Annotated in this window: 20 protein-coding genes; 7 read left to right on the top strand and 13 right to left on the bottom strand. The window is 32.2% G+C overall.

Annotation, left to right across the window (positions count from 1 at the left end):
• Window positions 1–95: 95 nt before the first annotated feature.
• Window positions 96–785: a histidine phosphatase family protein gene (locus FD18_RS00005; RefSeq protein ID WP_057717963.1), complete on the bottom strand. Its 690-nt coding sequence runs from the start codon at window positions 783–785 to the stop codon at window positions 96–98.
• Window positions 786–1055: 270 nt separating this feature from the next.
• On the opposite strand from FD18_RS00005, the gene FD18_RS00010 reads away from it, so the two are divergent.
• Entirely contained in the window at window positions 1056–1640 is a 585-nt protein-coding gene (locus FD18_RS00010; RefSeq protein ID WP_057717964.1) for a DJ-1 family glyoxalase III, read from the top strand.
• A 236-nt stretch (window positions 1641–1876) separates the two neighbouring features.
• Here FD18_RS00010 and FD18_RS00015 read toward each other — a convergent pair whose 3' ends face one another.
• The 6 genes from FD18_RS00015 to FD18_RS00040 form a co-directional block, all read right to left on the bottom strand.
• Window positions 1877–2743, bottom strand: coding sequence for an NmrA family NAD(P)-binding protein (locus FD18_RS00015; RefSeq protein WP_057717965.1), 867 nt, complete (start codon window positions 2741–2743; stop codon window positions 1877–1879).
• A 306-nt stretch (window positions 2744–3049) separates the two neighbouring features.
• Window positions 3050–3601 carry a DUF7010 family protein gene (locus tag FD18_RS00020; RefSeq protein WP_057717966.1) on the bottom strand — a complete coding sequence of 184 codons (552 nt, stop codon included), beginning with the start codon at window positions 3599–3601 and terminating at the stop codon, window positions 3050–3052.
• Window positions 3602–3675: 74 nt separating this feature from the next.
• Complete coding sequence (locus FD18_RS00025) at window positions 3676–4278, bottom strand: MBL fold metallo-hydrolase (RefSeq protein ID WP_235499833.1); 603 nt, start codon at window positions 4276–4278, stop codon at window positions 3676–3678.
• A gap of 592 nt (window positions 4279–4870) precedes the next feature.
• Window positions 4871–6073, bottom strand: a complete 1203-nt coding sequence (locus FD18_RS00030) for an AlbA family DNA-binding domain-containing protein (RefSeq protein WP_012845659.1) — start codon at window positions 6071–6073, stop codon at window positions 4871–4873.
• Window positions 6073–8844: a DNA methyltransferase gene (locus tag FD18_RS00035; protein ID WP_057717967.1), complete on the bottom strand. Its 2772-nt coding sequence runs from the start codon at window positions 8842–8844 to the stop codon at window positions 6073–6075. The genes FD18_RS00030 and FD18_RS00035 overlap by 1 nt, the downstream gene beginning before the upstream one ends.
• A gap of 23 nt (window positions 8845–8867) precedes the next feature.
• Complete coding sequence (locus FD18_RS00040; RefSeq protein ID WP_057717968.1) at window positions 8868–9830, bottom strand: hypothetical protein; 963 nt, start codon at window positions 9828–9830, stop codon at window positions 8868–8870.
• 127 nt (window positions 9831–9957) lie between these two features.
• Here FD18_RS00040 and FD18_RS00045 point away from each other — a divergent pair, with 127 nt between their 5' ends.
• The 6 genes from FD18_RS00045 (at window position 9958) to FD18_RS00070 (ending at window position 14540) form a co-directional block, all read left to right on the top strand.
• The gene (locus FD18_RS00045) at window positions 9958–10269 is read left to right on the top strand and encodes a hypothetical protein (protein WP_057717969.1); all 312 of its coding nucleotides are present in this window, start codon (window positions 9958–9960) and stop codon (window positions 10267–10269) included.
• Complete coding sequence (locus FD18_RS00050; RefSeq protein ID WP_057717970.1) at window positions 10266–11348, top strand: ATP-binding protein; 1083 nt, start codon at window positions 10266–10268, stop codon at window positions 11346–11348. Before FD18_RS00045 ends, FD18_RS00050 begins: the two co-directional genes overlap by 4 nt.
• Before the next feature lie 167 nt (window positions 11349–11515).
• On the top strand, window positions 11516–11878 hold the full coding sequence (locus tag FD18_RS00055) for a hypothetical protein (protein WP_157053590.1): 363 nt from the start codon (window positions 11516–11518) through the stop codon (window positions 11876–11878).
• Between the two features lie 185 nt (window positions 11879–12063).
• Window positions 12064–13164 carry a Rep family protein gene (locus tag FD18_RS00060; protein WP_083486730.1) on the top strand — a complete coding sequence of 367 codons (1101 nt, stop codon included), beginning with the start codon at window positions 12064–12066 and terminating at the stop codon, window positions 13162–13164.
• A gap of 58 nt (window positions 13165–13222) precedes the next feature.
• Entirely contained in the window at window positions 13223–13411 is a 189-nt protein-coding gene (locus FD18_RS00065) for a hypothetical protein (protein WP_057717972.1), read from the top strand.
• Window positions 13412–13487: 76 nt separating this feature from the next.
• A complete protein-coding gene (locus FD18_RS00070) occupies window positions 13488–14540 on the top strand; it encodes a site-specific integrase (protein WP_057717973.1) in 1053 nt (350 codons plus the stop codon).
• 69 nt (window positions 14541–14609) lie between these two features.
• Here FD18_RS00070 and rpsI read toward each other — a convergent pair whose 3' ends face one another.
• The 6 genes from rpsI to FD18_RS00100 form a co-directional block, all read right to left on the bottom strand.
• The gene (gene rpsI, locus FD18_RS00075; protein WP_057717974.1) at window positions 14610–15005 is read right to left on the bottom strand and encodes a 30S ribosomal protein S9; all 396 of its coding nucleotides are present in this window, start codon (window positions 15003–15005) and stop codon (window positions 14610–14612) included.
• A gap of 13 nt (window positions 15006–15018) precedes the next feature.
• Window positions 15019–15462: a 50S ribosomal protein L13 gene (gene rplM, locus FD18_RS00080; RefSeq protein WP_003647806.1), complete on the bottom strand. Its 444-nt coding sequence runs from the start codon at window positions 15460–15462 to the stop codon at window positions 15019–15021.
• 102 nt (window positions 15463–15564) lie between these two features.
• Window positions 15565–16356 carry a tRNA pseudouridine(38-40) synthase TruA gene (gene truA, locus FD18_RS00085; protein ID WP_057717975.1) on the bottom strand — a complete coding sequence of 264 codons (792 nt, stop codon included), beginning with the start codon at window positions 16354–16356 and terminating at the stop codon, window positions 15565–15567.
• A 3-nt stretch (window positions 16357–16359) separates the two neighbouring features.
• Window positions 16360–17157, bottom strand: coding sequence for an energy-coupling factor transporter transmembrane component T family protein (locus tag FD18_RS00090; RefSeq protein ID WP_057717976.1), 798 nt, complete (start codon window positions 17155–17157; stop codon window positions 16360–16362).
• On the bottom strand, window positions 17157–18020 hold the full coding sequence (locus FD18_RS00095) for an energy-coupling factor transporter ATPase (protein WP_057717977.1): 864 nt from the start codon (window positions 18018–18020) through the stop codon (window positions 17157–17159). Before FD18_RS00095 ends, FD18_RS00090 begins: the two co-directional genes overlap by 1 nt.
• Complete coding sequence (locus tag FD18_RS00100) at window positions 17996–18844, bottom strand: energy-coupling factor transporter ATPase (protein ID WP_057717978.1); 849 nt, start codon at window positions 18842–18844, stop codon at window positions 17996–17998. The genes FD18_RS00095 and FD18_RS00100 overlap by 25 nt, the downstream gene beginning before the upstream one ends.
• Window positions 18845–18974 lie beyond the last annotated feature (130 nt).

Raw genomic sequence — 18974 nt, forward strand, 5'->3', positions numbered from 1 at the left:
TTAGTTGCTTGATTCTTTTTCAAAACTATTCATCAACAGGATTTGACAAACAGCCCAAATTTATATTAAAAAAGATGCAACTTGATAGCTGCATCTTATAAATTTGGTATATCAGTATTTTTAACACCGTAATTAATTATTCTAAATTTTCCATTATCATCAATAATTCCTCGCGTAACACTTCCGTTATCTGGAAATGGAATATCATGATCATGACTAGTTTGATCCCAATACTTAATTCCTAAAGTTTTAATAAAGTCACCATGAGAAACTATTAAGACTCTTCCGACCCCCTTAGTTTCTTCAGCTAATTGACTAATTGCCTGATTCATTCGATTATCTAAAGCTTCTGCATCTTCTGCTAAATGACGTGGGTCAGCTTTTTTAGTAGCTTCACGAAAATCATGAATTCCTAAAGTCTGAATAATTTTTACCACATCACTTGTAGGCTCCATTCCGCCGGCCTTGGCAACCTTTTTCCAAGTTTCATCAATATCGTCACCCTCAAAAGTACCGAAAAATACTTCACGAAATGCTGGGAACTTCTTAATCTTTCCTATTTCTGAAACCTCATTTGCATTCGCAATTAAGTGAACTGTATCAATGGCTCTCTTCAAATCAGAACTATACATTTTATCAAAGTGAACCTGAGATAGATTCGATGCAGTTACTTTTAAATCATTAATTCCTTTTACAGTTAATGGTGAATCTGCCCAACCTTGAACCTTATTCAATTGATTGAACATCGTTTCCCCATGTCTTACTAAATAAACTTCAGTAGCCATCTTTTTACCCTCTTTTCTTAAATTGTTTCACAAATTCTGTCTCAATTATCTCAATGTTAACAGAATACTGCGTTAATTCAAGTATTTTAAAAAACACTACTATATTTAGTGTTTCACAATTTTTCCTAATACAATATCTTTCGCTAATTTTTCCTCTATATTTATATACGCATTTTCTTGATTCTTTTTTAATCTTCAAATTAAAAAATATTATTTTAATGCGTTAAAATAAAAAATGTATAGTACTTAATAAAAAAGGAGGACTTTTAAATGACAAAAGTAGCTGTTGTCTTCGCAGATGGCTGTGAAGAAGTTGAAGGCCTTAGCGTTGTTGACGTATTACGTCGATTAAATATTGATTGTGATATGGTCGGTTTAGATAAAAAAGAAATTAATGGTGACCACCATATTTTACTTACTTGTGATAAAGTTGTGGATGATTCACTTCTTGATTATGACTTAGTTGCCTTCCCTGGCGGAAGAACTGGCGCTTTGAACTTGAGAAATAACAAAAAGCTCGCTGACTTAATGATTCAAAGAAATAAAAATGGTAAATGGGATGCTGCAATGTGTGCTGCTCCAATTGCTTTAGGACACTATGGCTTACTTGAAGGAGCTAACTACACTTGTTATCCAGGTTTTGAAAAACAAATCGAAGAAGAATGTCCAAATGGCCACTTCAGCACTGATATTACTGTTGTGGATAAAGAACACAAAATCATTACTAGCCGCGGACCTGCTACTGCTTGGGCCTACGCCTACACTATTGCTCGTACCTTAGGCTATGATACTAAAGAATTAGAAAAAGCTATGCTTTACGATTACTTAGCTAAGAATATTGATCAAAGTCTCTAATTATTTTTATCGAAAAAGAGATCAGATTTTAATGTCTGATCTCTTTTTTCGTATATAACAGTTAAAATAATAAGATAACTTTTAATTCATACCTAAATTAAAAGTACGTGTAGCTAATAGCAAACTTACGGTCTTTTCTCAGCATTGCGTCTACACTTATAATTACAATTAATTTTTCTCTAAGCACTTACTATATTTAGTATAACATATTTTATTTTAAATTAAACCATTAGGAACTATAATCGCGCAATTTGATAACCATTTCTTAAAAAGTGTTCCATCTCTTCTGGTTCTCTTCCAGTTAGCCTATGAAAATCATCAGACGTCGCACTCAGCAAGCCTTTAGCACCACCTGCATACATTGAAGCAAGTTCTACTCCATCACCTTCATCAGCATAAATTTTAGCAAATTCATCGGTTGTCACTGGTGCATAACCGATTTGATGATCTGTAATTCGAGACATAATATAAGATAGCTCAACCATATTATAATTTTTATCCATACTTAAAAGATATGTTTGTCCCTGATCTCTCATCACTGGTTGCATAGCTAAACAAGCAATTGCATGTGCACTATCATTACGAGTTATAAATGATAATGGCTTAGCTCCAACCGGATAAATAATATTCTTACGTTGAATCAACTCATCTAAGTCCGGAACTAATGGATCGGCATAAAGACTATTTTTTACAATGCTATATTCAATTCCTGAGCTAGCAAGTCTTCTTGGTACATATGCATAAAATGGGGACATCACAAATGGATTATTCTCTTGATCTGCGAAAAAACTTACAAAAATCAATTTAGATTTAGCTTCTTTTACAACTTGTAAAACATTTTCAAATTCTGTAATTCTTTTCTGCAAGTTATAAGTAATGCTTGGAATATAAATCACCAAGTCAATACCAGAAACGGCCTTTTGAAGGGTATCTAAATCAAAATAGTCCAGCTTTACTTTTTCAACATCTAAATCGTCAAACTTATTTGACTTTTTTAAATTATGAATTCCAACTCGAATATTATTTTCAGGCGTCATATTTCGAAGCCAACGGGTTATCTTTTCGCCTAAATTACCTGTCGCTCCAGTAATTAAATATTTCATATAAATAATATAGAACCTTTCTTAAAATTAACTTTCTACATTATTATAGTTCAAAGCTCTCACAAATTCTTAAGATGGGTTTAAATATCTAAAGTTACTTTTTATCAACTAAGTCTTTTCTCTTCATTTCCAAAATTTATAGCGCAATGATACTACTTCAAATAAAAATCCAAATTCAAAAATCGATCTTAGCCAATTCCACTCAATTTTATTACGCAAGAGTGCACCACAAAGAAATACGAAGCCCACAAAATATGCAGCATATAAATTTTCTTTTAAATCTTGGTACTTTTTATACTCTTACTTTTAATCGTTTAACGAATCCTCTATTTCTCGTTTATTTTCCAAAACTAAAGTAAATCCGAATACTAACTCGATTATTATCATCAGACTAGCCAAAACTACCAAAGAAGACGTTAGTCCAATAAATAAAGCTAAAAATGAAATAACTATCGAAAATATTAAATATGATTTTGATTTGTATAGCCAACTATAAGGTAATAGGTGCGCTCCAAAAATAATAGCAATAACCATTACCATCTTGTTTGGAATTGCTGAATAAATCCACATGGCAATCAACAAATATAAAATTTGATTTGATGAGAGTAAAACTCCTAAAACAGTTAAGGGATTATCCTTATTCTGAAAATCAATTTTTAATAATTTAGACATCAAAAATGCAATTGGTAATAACAATGCTGTGCACATAAATGTAAATAAATTCTTAGTAAGAAGAGGCATTGAAGAAAGATTAACTAGCAAAATCCCTATCCAAATTATTACTGAAGTGAAAATAAAGTGTAGCCCGCGCTTTTGTTTAATAATGCAATCGTTTCTTAAAGCATCAAGGTTATTCATATAGCTTTCCTCGTTTTAATCTTAATATTTGTTTTTTATCATATAATATTATTTTTATTTAGTCTATACTCTTTTTATTTGTGACCAATCAGAAATAATTTCATCTGCATAATGAGCAAAATGAACTTTTTTACATTTGCATATTTCAATTTTTCCCAGCTTTTTGTTAAAACAGGATTATCGTATAAGGCTACCTGTTCAATAGGATATAAGTCACCAACAAAAGCTTCACCATTATCTAAAATATAAGAAACTGAACAATTACTATGACCAGGCGTACCTAATATTTCCCCATCTATACCACATTTCTTTAAAAATTTTCTACTTTTAGTAATAGGTAATACTAACACTTGTTTATCTTTTATGGGCTCAAATTCACTATTTCTTTGTCTTTCAAAAATATAATCTGACTGATGAATATATTTTAGCTGAGAGTCTAACACAACTAATTTAATACCATAATCAGCAAGAACTTGTGCTAATCTCATATGATCAGGATGATAGTGTGTTATAAACAAATAATCAATGTTTTGAAGTTTTAAGTCATATTCACCTAATTTCTTAAAAAATCTAGATAATGTACCCACCCAATCCGTATCGATTAAAATTGTTTTCTTTGTACCCTGAATCAGATAACACTTCGTGTTGCCATACTTGATTTTAATGACTTTAACCATTATTAAATCTCCAAATCAAACTATATTAATTAGCTCTAAAATTAAACAATAAGGCTTAATTTTTTCTTTGTCTATATTTTTTTGACTATTTATTAAAACTACTATAATATTTATATTTTTTATTTTATAGTTCAAATATTCATTAGAAAGCAAAAAGACACCTCTTGCGAGATGTCTTTTCGTATAAACGTAATATATAAATATTAACGCTTTGAGAACTTGTAGCTAGCAAAACTGGAACAATTATCCATTTTCAATAATTAATATCCATTCGATTCCATACTATTTTTGAATTAATTCACCATATAATGGAAGAAAACGGAATAAAATTCTTTAACTTGGAAAGCATTGTGACCAATTGTAACCAATTTAGGTCGATTATCTTACTTAACTTCATCCTTAGTTGGATGGAGTTTTTTTGATATAAAACAATTAAGAAATAGGTTTACAATATAATTCTTTCTATAAAGTAATTGATCAATAAGTTCAAACGCTTGCCTAAAATTCAATTATTTAACACCTCGTACTTGCGAGTTATTGCCAGTTCTATCAATGAAATTTTTGTCCTCTATTTTCTTGTCTAACACCATTTTTATCTTTCTTTACTAACTTTTGATTGAATAAACCTTTTTATATAATCTGCAGTATTTTGTTCTGTACACATTTGCTCAACCGCATTAATAAACTGCGGTAGCTGTGCCCTATTCAATTCTGCCTCGAGTTTAGCTTTTGCGTATTTTAATTGGTCTGATGAAGGTCTCACAAAACTTCTAACGGTATCAAGATCTTCTTCAAGCAACTTACATATTTGTTCCTTCTGAATTTCGTCTTTAAAAATTACTATATTTTTTAATAAAGTATCTTTCTGAAAAGCATCAGGACTAATACCTCTTTCTCTATTATTTAAGAAAAATTGTTCTATTTCAAAATCTAATGAGTCCGTCAATAAGTACTGAAAATATAATGGCTTGTCACTCAAAGGATTCAAAGAACCTATATTGGGCGCCACTGTTAAAAATCTTATTCCATCAAGCCAAACAACCATAATTTCTTCCAATATCTGTCCGTGATACATGAGTTTTAAAGTATCCCAATTAATCGTAATTCTTGTCTGATTGAGAGAATATGATTCTACAATATTACGTCCCTCATCATTGTTCTCTAGATACATGCAGTAATCAGGGTCAAATATATATCTAAAACCAACTTTATCAGTTTCAAAGTATTCCCAGTTATCTATTTCACGTAATCTAGCCTTATATATTTCTCTCGGAGGTAAATCTAAATGAAGTCTTTTCTTCCAAAGCCTTTCAACTTGAAAATCTGTTGCAGTTCCATTAATAGGCGTTTCAATATTATTTAACCTACAAAAAATTTGACCTGGTCTAATAACATTCTTACATTGTTTTGGATGATACTCCTCATTTAAAAACACAGGAACATCATCACTATTCTTAACAATAATTACATCTATTTCATGATTATCTATTTTTAAACTTTTAACCTTAGTATTAGGAACAGAGTGATTAGCAATTGGTAAATCATTTATATATTGAGTTAATTTATCGGTAGTGAGTCTATTTTTATCACCATCTACACCTACAACTTTAAGATCAGAATCTCTAACTCCAATTATCAGATAACAATCCTCATGATGGGTTGTATTAACAAAAGCAAAGATATCTTTTATCATTTCATCTCGGTGATGTTTGTCATACCATTCTAGCTTAAAATCATGGTATACATCTTCATCTACTTTTATAAGACTATTGATCTTTTTTTCAAAATCTGTCATCACTTTTCCTCAGCTATCAATTTTTCATACATCTTAAACAAGTGAGCAACAGCATCACTTTCTGTAGTTCCCTTAACAGGTAACCCATAGGCTTCCATCACTGCACGATCATTATCTTGATGCGCCTTAAGCAATTCTCTTGGCATAGTTAACGGATCATAGAGATCTGCTAGAGAACTATCTGGATATAATGCACGTGCATCTAAGATAGCTTGAGCTGTTTTTTCAATTTTTTCTTTTTGCTTTTCCGTTGGAGAAGGCCATGGAAAATTATTATAAACAATTCTTGCAGAATAAGCATAATCACTTTTCATTCTTCCAGCCACCGTTCTCATCCATGCCATATGCATATTAGATTCTAATATTCCAAAGTCATATAAACTAGCATCCGGTAAAATTTGTGAATTAGTATTTGCAATAACATCTTTACTGACAAAAGCCATTGGAATATATTTTCTCTGCTGTGACGATACAACAGGAATCATTAAATAATCTACATTTGGTTGTCTATCTTCAGTAAATAAAGCCGGCATATCAGACCAACTTTGTGTACTTTTCTTTTTGCTTGCTAATCGACTAGCTTGTACCCTCTTTAAACGTTCCAATACTAATGGCATCTTTTTTAATTCGGCTGGGCGACAATCTTTTAACCATAAACAATATCTATATCTATTATTTATTAGATCACTAGCACCCATATATCTTTTTATGTAAGCTTCTGTAATAGGTTCTTGAGTAATTAGTTCACTTTTTTCTATATCATTTAATATAAGATTCCCGCCATCTGTAGGTTGACTCCCTTTTCGTATAATTTTTCTGTCAGCTTTTATAGGCCTACTTCTAGAAGTAACAATTATATTTGGCGCAGATATTAAGTATGGACTAATATTATCTACCTTATTGACTAATTGTCCATCAAATATCAACTTTGTAGACCGTTTAAGATATGAAAAGCCTATAATTACACAATGCACATGAGCTTGAGTCTTGGCCTCACTATTCCATACAAATGATCTATAAGCATAATTAATATTTATTTTATTTTTCAACATAATACTCCAAAGTATTGGTACCTGTTGGCCTTGTGTTATTGAATTTGTAGATACAAAGCTAGTTTCTATTTTTGCATCTTTCATATACATCATTGCTTTATAATACCAGCCAGATACATAATCTATCCCCTTTAACTTTTTAGATAAATGTGAAATATCTTCTTTTTGATCTTCGGATTCATATTTTGTTCCTATAAAAGGAGGATTCCCCATAACGTAGTGACAAGCATAGTTTGGAAGAACATCGTTCCAATATATTCTTAGTGCATTACCTTCATGAATATTTGTATATGTCTTTAATGGTAAGAAATCCCAATCGGCATAGAAAATATCTTTAGTTTCTTCTAGCATCTGACTTTCGGCAATCCATAAAGCAGTCTTTGCAACAGATACAGCAAAGTCATTAATTTCAATCCCATAAAATTGTTGAATAGATACCTTAATAATATCTTGAGCCTGTCCAACATCAAGAGAAGGATTAGGATAAATTAGCTTAATAGCATCATTTTCCAATCGCCTCAATTGTAAATATGTTTCAGTTAAGAAATTGCCCGAGCCACAAGCAGGATCAAAGAATGTTAGATTAGCTAATTTATCTTGAAATGCACTAGCCTTCTTCTTTAATTTTGCCGGTTGCTTGACCTTCTTTATTTCATTCAATTCATCCTTCAATTCATCTAAGAATAATGGATCAATTACCTTATGAATATTTTCTATAGAAGTATAATGCATCCCTCCTTGACGTCTAGTATCTGGGTTCAATGTTGATTCAAATACTGCACCAAAGATAGTAGGACTAATTTCAGACCAATCAAATTCATCACTTGCTTTGCTAAGTAATAAATCTCTCAATTCATCAGTAAATGGCGGAATCTCAATATTTTCATCTGAAAACATCCCACCATTAACATATGGAAATTGGGCTAATTTAGGTTCATCATCTTCAAGATATGGATCACGATCTTTAATTTTTGTATCCAGTACTTTGAAAAGGTTAATCAAAGCTTTACGCATATGTCTGGCATCAAATTCTTCAAGATAATCATGAAACATATTCTTTTTACCGAAAATGCCAGCATCTTCAGCATACAAACAAAATACGATCCTTACACAAAGTTGGTTAATACTCTTTTGAGAATGTTCACTATCTGGATTTTTGTATTGATCTAAAAGTTCATCATAAATTTGACCAACTAGTTCACCCGCACTTAAGGAAACCTGTTTTTCTTTTTCTAGATGTTCATTACTCTTATCTACTAAGAATTCAAGTTGATAATAGCTAGTTTCAAGGTCTTTTAATTCAATCTTCACCGGTTCTGAATTAGGATGTTCCATATCATAGATACGAAATTCTCTAAAGTTACAAGTAACAATCCAACGTGGTCGGCGTGAATATGGTAATGCAGCAGAATATCTTTGAGCCTGTTGAAAGGGTGTTAATAACCTTCCATCTGATTGTTTAATTGCCTTATCTAAATCCTTATTACTTCCTTTTTGTTCAATCATCACATGTGTTTGCTCAATGTAGCCATCAATAAAACTATCGTGTGATAATTTTACTTTTTCTTCAAACTTAATGAAGTTTTCTGGATTTTCAACACCTAAAACTTCACGCAACAAAGACAGCCAAAATGATTGACTGTCTTGTTTTTCTCTTCCACGATCTTTCCAATCTTGTATAAATTGTTTTGCATTTCTTTTTTGAGTTGTTACATCCATACTGAAACTTTCTTTTTTAAATTCTATTTTCTTTTTCCAAATAAATCGTTATTTTCCAGCATTACTTTAGATGAACTTTTATAAAAAGTTTCATCCTCACTAATTCCCAATTTCGCCAATTCATTTAAATAAAATTCATCCAATTTTCCTACCCACTCAATCAACAAATTTATTGCTGTATTAAAGCATAATATATTTTCATCTGTAGTGTCATTAAAAAGATACATTCTAAAATAATTATAATTGTAATTGTTAACTTTCGACCTATCTTCATTCAACAAAAATTCCAAGTCAGGTCTTAAATTTTCAAAGCTTTTACTTAGTAAATCGAACATAAAATTTGGTGGAAATAAATATAAATTATTTTTTTCATTCGTCATATGAAGATTGGTATCAGAATATTCAAAAAACGTGTATGGAGGTTGTGGTCTGGTTAGTATCTCATAACTATGACTTTCATCAATCTTTCCTTCTATTAATCTGTTTAGTGTAATTTTATTAAAAATATCTTTTCTATCCTCTTCGGTACGAATTATTAAAGATATTAAATAATCTAAATTTAGGTAATTTTTTGACCTATTATTACTGGATATTACAAAACCAATATTATACATATTTAGTGAAATATTTTTATCACCAATATCGAATGTTTTAATGAAATCAGCAATATAATTGTAAACTTTCATTAAATATTCAGTAGCATTAGCAGGTATAAGAAAAAGGCTTTCAATATAATCAATTACACAAATTTTGCATAAAGCTTCTCTAATTATTGGCTCTTTGGGTCGATTTCCCCTTCTCCAACTAAAAATATTTGAATTACCACTCTTCATTTCTGAAGTATCAATTGGTATCGCAAATTCTTTAGGAATCATTTGATTCATTTTACGCGCCATATCATTTTGTGAATCTGAATGACCTCGAAGATATTCATTTATAAATCTTGGAAAATTATTATTTGGTATTGGATACTTAGGTTTAGGCATATTAATAAACCTCCTCCGTCAAAAGTTGTGATTATAAAGATGTACGTGTAAAAGAACCTCTTTCAAATTAAAGTAGATAGTGAAGATGAGCTGATCTTAAAAAAATACTAGAAAGAAGTTTTCAACAATGAAAATTAAACGTAATTCAGGTTATTCAGAACCTACAGCTAAATTATACATTGATTCTCATGAATCAATCTATTCTTTATCAAATGAACTCATTGCCCAAGTAAAATGGGTAGATCAAAAGCCTACAGATGAAATCATCGGCTATCAAGCTTGGTTTATTGGGGAGAATACTGAACCTTTTAAAGTGAAATTCACAGATAGAATTTCACTTCCTCCTAAGTTCACTAAAGTTAAATTTCAGACCCTAGAAGCGTGTGAAGTTGGTAATAACGTATACTTTCGAGCAAAAGGAATTGAGGTACAAAAATGATAAGAGATATAGAAGATATCCCTCGCTATTTGACTCAATGCCTTAACATGTCATTGGATCTGGCAGGAGAAACTAGCTATACAAATAGCTTTAAGGTGAAAATATTGAAAAATGGTTTTTTGTTTATTCCAAGATTACCAGCTAGCTATATTTTAGATACTGATTTATATCAACGTATTTATAAAATAGCGAATGCTTCTCTTTATCCCTACAAATCTTTATTAAAGCAATCTACGATGTATTTAGTAGAAACAGATGAATATGATTTTGGCAGCAAAAGAGCCTTCTACTATCCATGGACAAATGTAAGCAGAAGGCTTCAAATAACCGATATGAAATCATACCTTAACTCTAATACTAATAAATATATAGATATCATGCAAAATGTTTCTATTAATTATGATAAAGCAACTTCAATTTTGATAGCAGGAAATTCAGGAGCTGGTAAATCTTATGCCTTAACTTACTTTTTGACAATTCTTCATCTAAAAAATATATCCGATCTGTATATCATTGATCCTAAGTGTGATGTGCCAGCTCGGTGGTCACACATATACGGTTTAGATAGTAGAACGATATTTCCAACTGAGGAGATGTCTAATAGTGATTTTGTGAGTCGGTGTAGCGATATACTCTCAAAATTAGTTAAAATTATTTATCAACGCCAAAGGATCTTGTACCAAGACCCTCATCATGAATTTAAACATATAACTATATGTATAGATGAGGTATTGGCTTTAACTGACGGCCTACCAAAGAAAATAAAAGATAGCTTTTTCTCCTTACTGTCTCAAATTTCTTTACTTGGTAGAGCTACACGAGTTCATCTACTTTTAGTAAGTCAGCGCTTTTCAAATGATGCGTTACCCATTGCCGTAAGAGAACAGGCCAACGTTTGCTTGCAACTTGGTAATATCAACAAGAAAACAACTCAATTTCTATTTGATATTGATCCAGACGGTATTCTTATCCCTACAGGAAAAGGTACAGGTCTCTTTCAAATCACAGATAATGAACATCCTTTTCAGGTGTTGCCATTATTAACGCCTACATACAGTTTGAAAGAAGGTATACTATGAGCCCGATATCCAATACATATAAACCAGCACCAATAAAATTTTATTTACCACTAGTATTAGTATTCAGTACAAGTTTACTGATTATAATCAATTGGTTTATTTATAAGTTAAAAGGTCTTATTCTGCAACATCTCGTAATAGCTACCTTTCTGTTATTAGTAATAAGCATGGTATTTATTTTTTACCAAATTATAACTAAAGAATTTATTTCTTATATAAAATCTTTGATTTTAACAAAGAATATTCGTCAAATGCTAGTCATTCCTGCAGAGACTAATAATTACACAGGACAGACCAAAATAAATAATGTCAATAATATTTATAATTCCTGCTTAAAATACACTTATGCAGAATATAAAGAAAATAAATTGTATATTTGTTTGCGCATTCCCAATAATCTAACAGCATCTAAACTACTTGAAGATAGGATGCAAAAACTGTGGGAAGCAATTGATAGTAGTCAGAAGGAATATTCATTTTCAAATTTAGAAAGACAGGGACATTACTATATCCGATCAGGAAGAAAATAAAATAGTGCGAGTGCCGTAGCCCGCGTGCCCTGTCAAGGGAAAACGCGGAAGCGTAGGCACTCGCACTTTTATTCAAGTATCCCGTGTAAAAATGCAATGTATCCCTATCATACTGGGGCTGAGAGCTTGTTATCAGCCCCGACAACTAATTGTGTAAAACGTGTAAAGGAAGGGGAAAACAAAATGTGAAAAAGGCAATTAGAGCCAGACAATTCATGTACACTCAGGATCTTAACCATTTACCATTTAAAAAAGAAGATTTAAAGACAATATTAGAAAAATCCTCTGCCGAAGAATGGGCCTACATACTTCATAATAAAGATATTGACAAAGATGGAAAAACTATCAGACCTCATTTTCATGTAGTTCTGAAGTTTAAGGATGCAAAAACAATTTCTCGTATTGCTAAATTATTCAATGACAAACAAGAATATATTGAAGTTTGGAGAAACACGATTGGTAATGCATATAGTTACCTAATTCATGAAACTAGGAATGCCAAAGATAAGCACCACTATAGTCCTACTGAAGTTATATCATCCTTTGATTTTGAAACGAGAATCAAACAGATTAGGAAAAAAGTTGCTAAACCATCTAAGAAAGATATAGACGACTTAATAGACGATTATTCTAACGAAATTTTGACAAAAACTGAACTTCAAGAAAAAATTGGAGTTCTTGAAATGGCAAAACACAAAACTTTATTAGATCATATTGAGGACATCTTAGCCTATAAAAAGCATCAACAATTTCTCCAAGACTTTAAAGGACAAAAATGCACAACTTATTGGATTTATGGAGAATCAGGGATTGGTAAAACAAAAATGGTTCGTGAAATTCTTGAGCAACTTCATCCAAATAATTTTGTAATTCTCGGTTCACAACGTGACCACTTTCAGGAATACCGTGGAGAAGAATTTATAGTCATCAATGATTTACGTCCCCGTGACTATGAATACGGTCAATTGCTGACTCTACTTGATCCTTGGGAAATAGATAAGATGGCACCTGCAAGGTATCATGACAAATATCTCAATGCACGTGCAGTTTATATCACTACTCCATATAGTCCTATAGCCTTTTACCAAGGAGCAAACATAGTAAATGGTTTAATAGATTCATTTGAACAATTAAATAGGAGAATCATTACGCTACATTTAACAGAAGATAATTACGATGAGATGAAAGCTGATCTAATAAAAGAGGACCAGATAGCCGAAGCAATTTGGAAAATAAAAAAGCAAAAAAATACCAGTCATACTGATAGTGAGAAAAATAATGATTAGCAACTGGTAATATATTTAATTCCACTTTTGTTTCTTAGATAATTTTAGGAGAAACTTTATGGCTAAATTACTTACTCGTGAAGAAGCTTCAAAGTACATCGGTATCGATCCGAAAACTTTTGATAAAGTTTTTCGTGCTAATCCTGACTTTAAAAGATTTCCACTAAGTGACCATAGCGAGCGTTTTACTATCGAAAGTATTGAAGACTTCATAAAACAAAAAGAAACAACTTTAAAGAAAATTTGATTGAAGGTCGACCATCTGCTACATTAAATCTAGTAAGATGATCGACCTTTTATTTTTGAAAGGACGATTTAAATATATGGCAACTATTGAAGAACGTGGCTCTTCCTACAGAGCTAGAGTAACAATTTATCAACATGGAAAGCGTGATTATTTAACCAAAACATTTAAAACAGAAAATGAAGCTAAAGTTTGGGGTACTACTCTAGAACTTGAAAAAGCAAAAGGTAAAGCTATTGCTCATCAAAATACACTTTTTAAGGATTTTTATTACTTATATGTGCATACCATCAAAATTAATGATGTTAGAAAAGCTACATTCAATAATTATGTAAAAGCTGGATTAGTAATTAATAATCTCTTTCCTACTGCCAAACTAGGAAAACTAGATGATGTACAAATGCAAAAAATTTTAGATAAGTATGGAGAAACACATTCTAAAAAGACTGTAGTTGAATTATTAAAGAAAATTAGGACAGCTCTTCGTTATGCTTACGCAAAAGGATACATTTATAATGACTTTGCTAGTCTGCTTAAAGCTCATGGTAAGGAATTACCTAAACGTAATAAAGCTTTATCAATGTCTGATTTAACTAAGTTAAAACATTATTTACTTGAACATACAGACGATGAATTTAACCTAATGGTTTTACTTGAAATTAGTACTGGTTTACGACGTGGTGAAATTTTGGGTATCAAACCAGAAGATGTGCATTATGATGGCCAATATTACTGCGTTGAAGTAAGAAGGTCAATAAGTCCGACTACTGACGACACTAAATTAAAAACTAAACATTCTAGACGTAGTGTAACTATTCCAAAAGATGTTTATGACCTATTAAAAACAATACCAAGTAAAGATTCGGGCTACCTATTTGATTGGTTTAGTTTCAAGCAATCTGAGCTACTTAAAAAATTACTCAAAAAAATAGGTATCCCCTCAACCACATTTCATGGTTTAAGAGATACCCACGCTTCTTTTTTATTCAGTAATAATATTCCTTTATCCTATGTTAGCAGAAGATTAGGACATGATTCAATCTTAACTACTGAAAAATATTATTTAGAATTAATGCCAGAAAAAAAGCACTCGCAAGATGCGAATGCCTTAAATCTATTGGCTTCCCTATAGTATTGTGACCATAGGTGACCATTTGAAGTCTCGAAAACGTTGATATAACAACATTTCTGATAGTAAATATTAACGCTTTGAGAATTGTGAAGCTTTGCGGGCTTTCTTCAAACCTGGCTTCTTTCTTTCCTTCATTCTTGGGTCACGAGTTAACATGCCAGCCTTCTTAAGTGGACCACGGAAATCTGGGTCAACTTCAAGAAGTGCACGTGCAATACCTAAACGAATTGCACCAGCTTGTCCTGAGAAACCACCACCGTTAACATTAACTTCAATGTTGTATTGACCTTCAGTTTCAGTTAATGCTAATGGTTGCTTCATATCTTGAACCAAGTTAGGGTATGGAATGTACTTAGTTACGTCTTCTTTGTTAATGGTAATTTGACCATTGCCTGGTACTAAACGTACGCGGGCAACAGAATCTTTACGACGACCAGTTCCAGCGTAAGCTGCTTGTTGTGCCATTATTTAAAACCTCCTAGATTAATTCGTTGATGTCTAACTTTTCAGGCTTTTGTGCTGCGTGTTCGTGGTCTTCACCAGCGTAAACATGCATCTTCATGAATTCTTGGTGACCAAGAGTATTCTTTGGCAACATGCCTTTTACAGATAATTCAACTAATCTTACTGGGTTCTTAGCTAATAATTCACCGGCAGGAGTAGCTCTTAAACCGCCACGGTAATCTGAGTGGTGGTAGTAGATCTTATCAGTTGCTTTTTTACCAGTCAACTTCAATTTACCTGCGTTAACAACAATAACATAATCACCAGTATCAACATTTGGTGTATATTGAGGCTTATTCTTACCTCTTAAAATTGATGCTACAGCAGTTGATAAACGACCAAGTGAAACATCAGTCGCATCGATAACATACCACTTACGTTTAATATCACTAGTTTTAGCTAATGGGGTAGTACGCACTTTAAATTCCTCCGTTTTTCTTCTGTTTGACAAACAATAAGTTTCCGGGGCCTATCGTGGACAAACATACGTATACTAATTTACGTCGTTTTGTCCAAAAAGTCAATCTTTTTTAAGGTCTAATCGATATTTTTTAGGAACATCTTCATAAAAAACATGCTGTAAATATAAACCACTTGCAGGTGCCGTTGTTCTAACTTCTTGACGATCTTTGGCCGCCAAAACTCGTGGTATATCATCTACTGGCCGTTTCTTATTGCCAATTTCCAATAACGTACCAACTAAGATCCTCACCATATTATATAAAAAGCCATTTCCAATAAAGTCAAAAATAATTTTTTTATTATCTGGATCAGAAGTGATATTTACGTAATAAATTGTTCGAACTTTATCAACAATTTGTCCACCACTTGCTGCAAAACTAGTAAAATCATGTTCCCCGATCAAGTCTTTAGCAGCTTTTTGCATTAGTTGAATGTTTAAAGGATATGGATAATGTCCCGTATAAAAACGATTAAAAGGATCAGTAAAACGATGTTGATCTACAATATAGCGATACCATTTTCCTTTAGTTGAATATTGCACATGAAAATTGGAATCTACAATTTCACTATCAAAAAACACTGTATCAATCGGCATGAGTGCATTTAAAGCTAGCATCATATTCTTAGCAGGGATCTTTTTCCCAGGATAGTCAAAATGTATTACTTGTCCTTTTGCATGAACTCCAGCGTCTGTTCGTCCAGAACCATGTACAACTACTCTTTTTCCCTTAGTCATCTTTTTCAGTGCTTCTTCTATTACTCCCTGCACTGTTCGTTCATTTGGCTGAATTTGAAAACCATGAAAAAGATGCCCATCGTATGCCATTGTTAATTTATATCTTGTCGTCATTGTTTAATATGTCCTTGTAAGCAATAAAATTAGTGTTAAGAGCGTGAAATAGCCCAAGTTAATCCAATCATACTTTGACCACTTTAAAACGCGATAACGTGTCCTTTTTGCCCCTTCTCGGTAGCCTCTTGCTTCCATTGCGGTTGCCAAATCAATTGCGATTGTTAAAGAACCAATGAATAATGGAATTAAAATTGGAATAATTGAATGAATTCTTTTAATTAATCCTCCACTGTTAAAATCAGCTCCTCGCGCTCTCTGCGCATTCATAATTCTAACAGCTTGATCTAATAATATGGGTACAAATCTAAGAGCAATGGACATTACAAGAGCAATCTGAGCAACTGGCACTTTTAAGTAACCTAATGGCTTTAAAATCCATTCCATTCCATCGGCAATCTCCAAAGACGTTGTAGTTAAAGTAAGAACAGTAGAAATTAAAATAATCATTACAAAACGAATGAAAATAAAAATAGAATTTTGAATACCATATTCACTAATATTCAAAATTCCCCAGTGCCAATATATTTTTCCACCAGTAGTAAAAAACAATTGTAAAACTGATGTAAAAAGAATCAACCAAATTAAAGGTTTGACACCATCCCAAAAAACTTTTGGTTTTAACTTCGTAGCCCAAACTGCAAGTAGAGTAAAAATAGATAAGAACAAGTAAGATAACCAATTATTAGCCAAGAAAATAATGACAATGAATAAAAATGTAGCAATTATCTTTCCCCTTGGATCCATTTTATAAATAATTGAATCACCCGGAATATAACGTCCAATAATTATTTTGCTCATTAATTTCCTCCCTTCGCTCTTAACTCTTTTGAAATCTCTTCTACTAGCGATTCAACAGTAAGTGGCATCGATGAAAAATGAAAACCAACTTTTTGCAAACTACGAGCTAACTTACTCGGGGCGGGTTCATCTAAATAATGCTTTTTTACCCAATCGGCATCTGAAAAAACTTCTTTTGGACTAGCATGTTTAATCATGTGCCCTTGTTCTAGGACCAACATGTCATCCGCATATTTACTTATATCGTCCATATTATGAGAAATTAGAATCACTGTATGTCCCAGTTTTTGATAATTTTTAAAGATGTCAAATATCTGCTTTTGGCCTTCTGGATCTAATCCAGCAGCTGGTTCGTCTAGACATAAGATATCTGGTTCATAAGCCATTACTCCAGCAATCGCTACTCGTCGCATTTGTCCTCCAGAAAGTTCAAACGGAGATTTACTCATAGTTTCCTCTGGGAGACCTACTTTTTCAATCCAGCGTATAGCTTGCTCTTTAGCTTTTTCTTCTGAAAAGCCAAAATTAAGCGATCCAAACATTACATCTTTAAGAACAGTTTCTTCAAAAAGCTGATTTTCTGGAAACTGAAAAACCAAACCAACTTTTTTTCTTATTTCTTTTAATACTTTATTTGGTGTATCAACAGTAATAGTTTGATTAGCAATAGTAATACTCCCCTTACTCGGCAGTAATAATCCATCAAAATGCTGCATCAATGTCGATTTGCCACTACCAGTATGACCCGCAATTGCTACAAAAGATCCATCTTTTATTTCAAAAGATATGTTACTTAATCCCTGAGTTTGAAAAGGGGTTCCGGGAGCATAGACGTAATCTACATTTTTAAATTTAATTGACACAAATAGTTCACCAACTTTTTTTCATTATCAATTTCTTGAGGAACAGATATTCCCCGCTTTATAAGTTTGTTTTTAACCTTATAAAATAATGGTAGTTCTAAACCAGCACTTTTAATTAAAGATTCATCTTTAAAAATCTCTATTGGTGAGCCACTAGCAAGAAGGGTTCCCTGGTTTAAAACAAGTATTTGATCTGCTTGAGACGCCTCATTAATATCATGCGTAATCGAAAATATAGTCAACCCATTTTCTTTTTGTACTTTTTTAATGAGGGCTAGAATCTTATCTTTCCCTGCTGGATCCAGCATACTAGTTGACTCATCTAAAATAATTAATTTCGGACCAATTGCTAAAATTCCTGCAATAGCTACTCTTTGTTTTTGACCACCAGATAAATATTGTGGCTCACTTTTTTGAAATTTTAACATTCCTACCTGATTAATTACATCATGAACAATGGTTTGCATTTTTAATCTTGGAACTTGTCTATTTTCTAAGCCAAATGCTACATCATCTTCAACAGTTGCTCCCACGAATTGATTATCAGGATTTTGAAATACAATACCTACCTTATCTCTAATATCCCACATCGTCTTTTCATTAAGAGTAATTCCATCAATTTGGATTAAAGTTTCAGAGTTTTCATCAGGTAAAAGGATTCCGTCTAACAGACGAGCAATTGTCGACTTCCCACTACCATTATGACCAACTAAGGTTGTCCATGAACCTTTTGGAATATTAAAGCTAACGTCGTTTACAGCTGGATGTTTTGTGTCCTTATAAGTAAAGGAAAGATGCTGAACCGTTACTATATTATCTTTCATAAATATCACTACTCTTTTTCTGTATATGCCATTGTATCAATTATAAAAAAAGAGCAAAAAAAAATCATCCACAAAGAGGGATGATTTAACATCTAAGCTAGACTAGGCAAAAGCCACCATCATCACGCTT

This window comes from Lactobacillus taiwanensis DSM 21401 (assembly GCF_001436695.1).
Lineage (GTDB): Bacteria > Bacillota > Bacilli > Lactobacillales > Lactobacillaceae > Lactobacillus > Lactobacillus taiwanensis.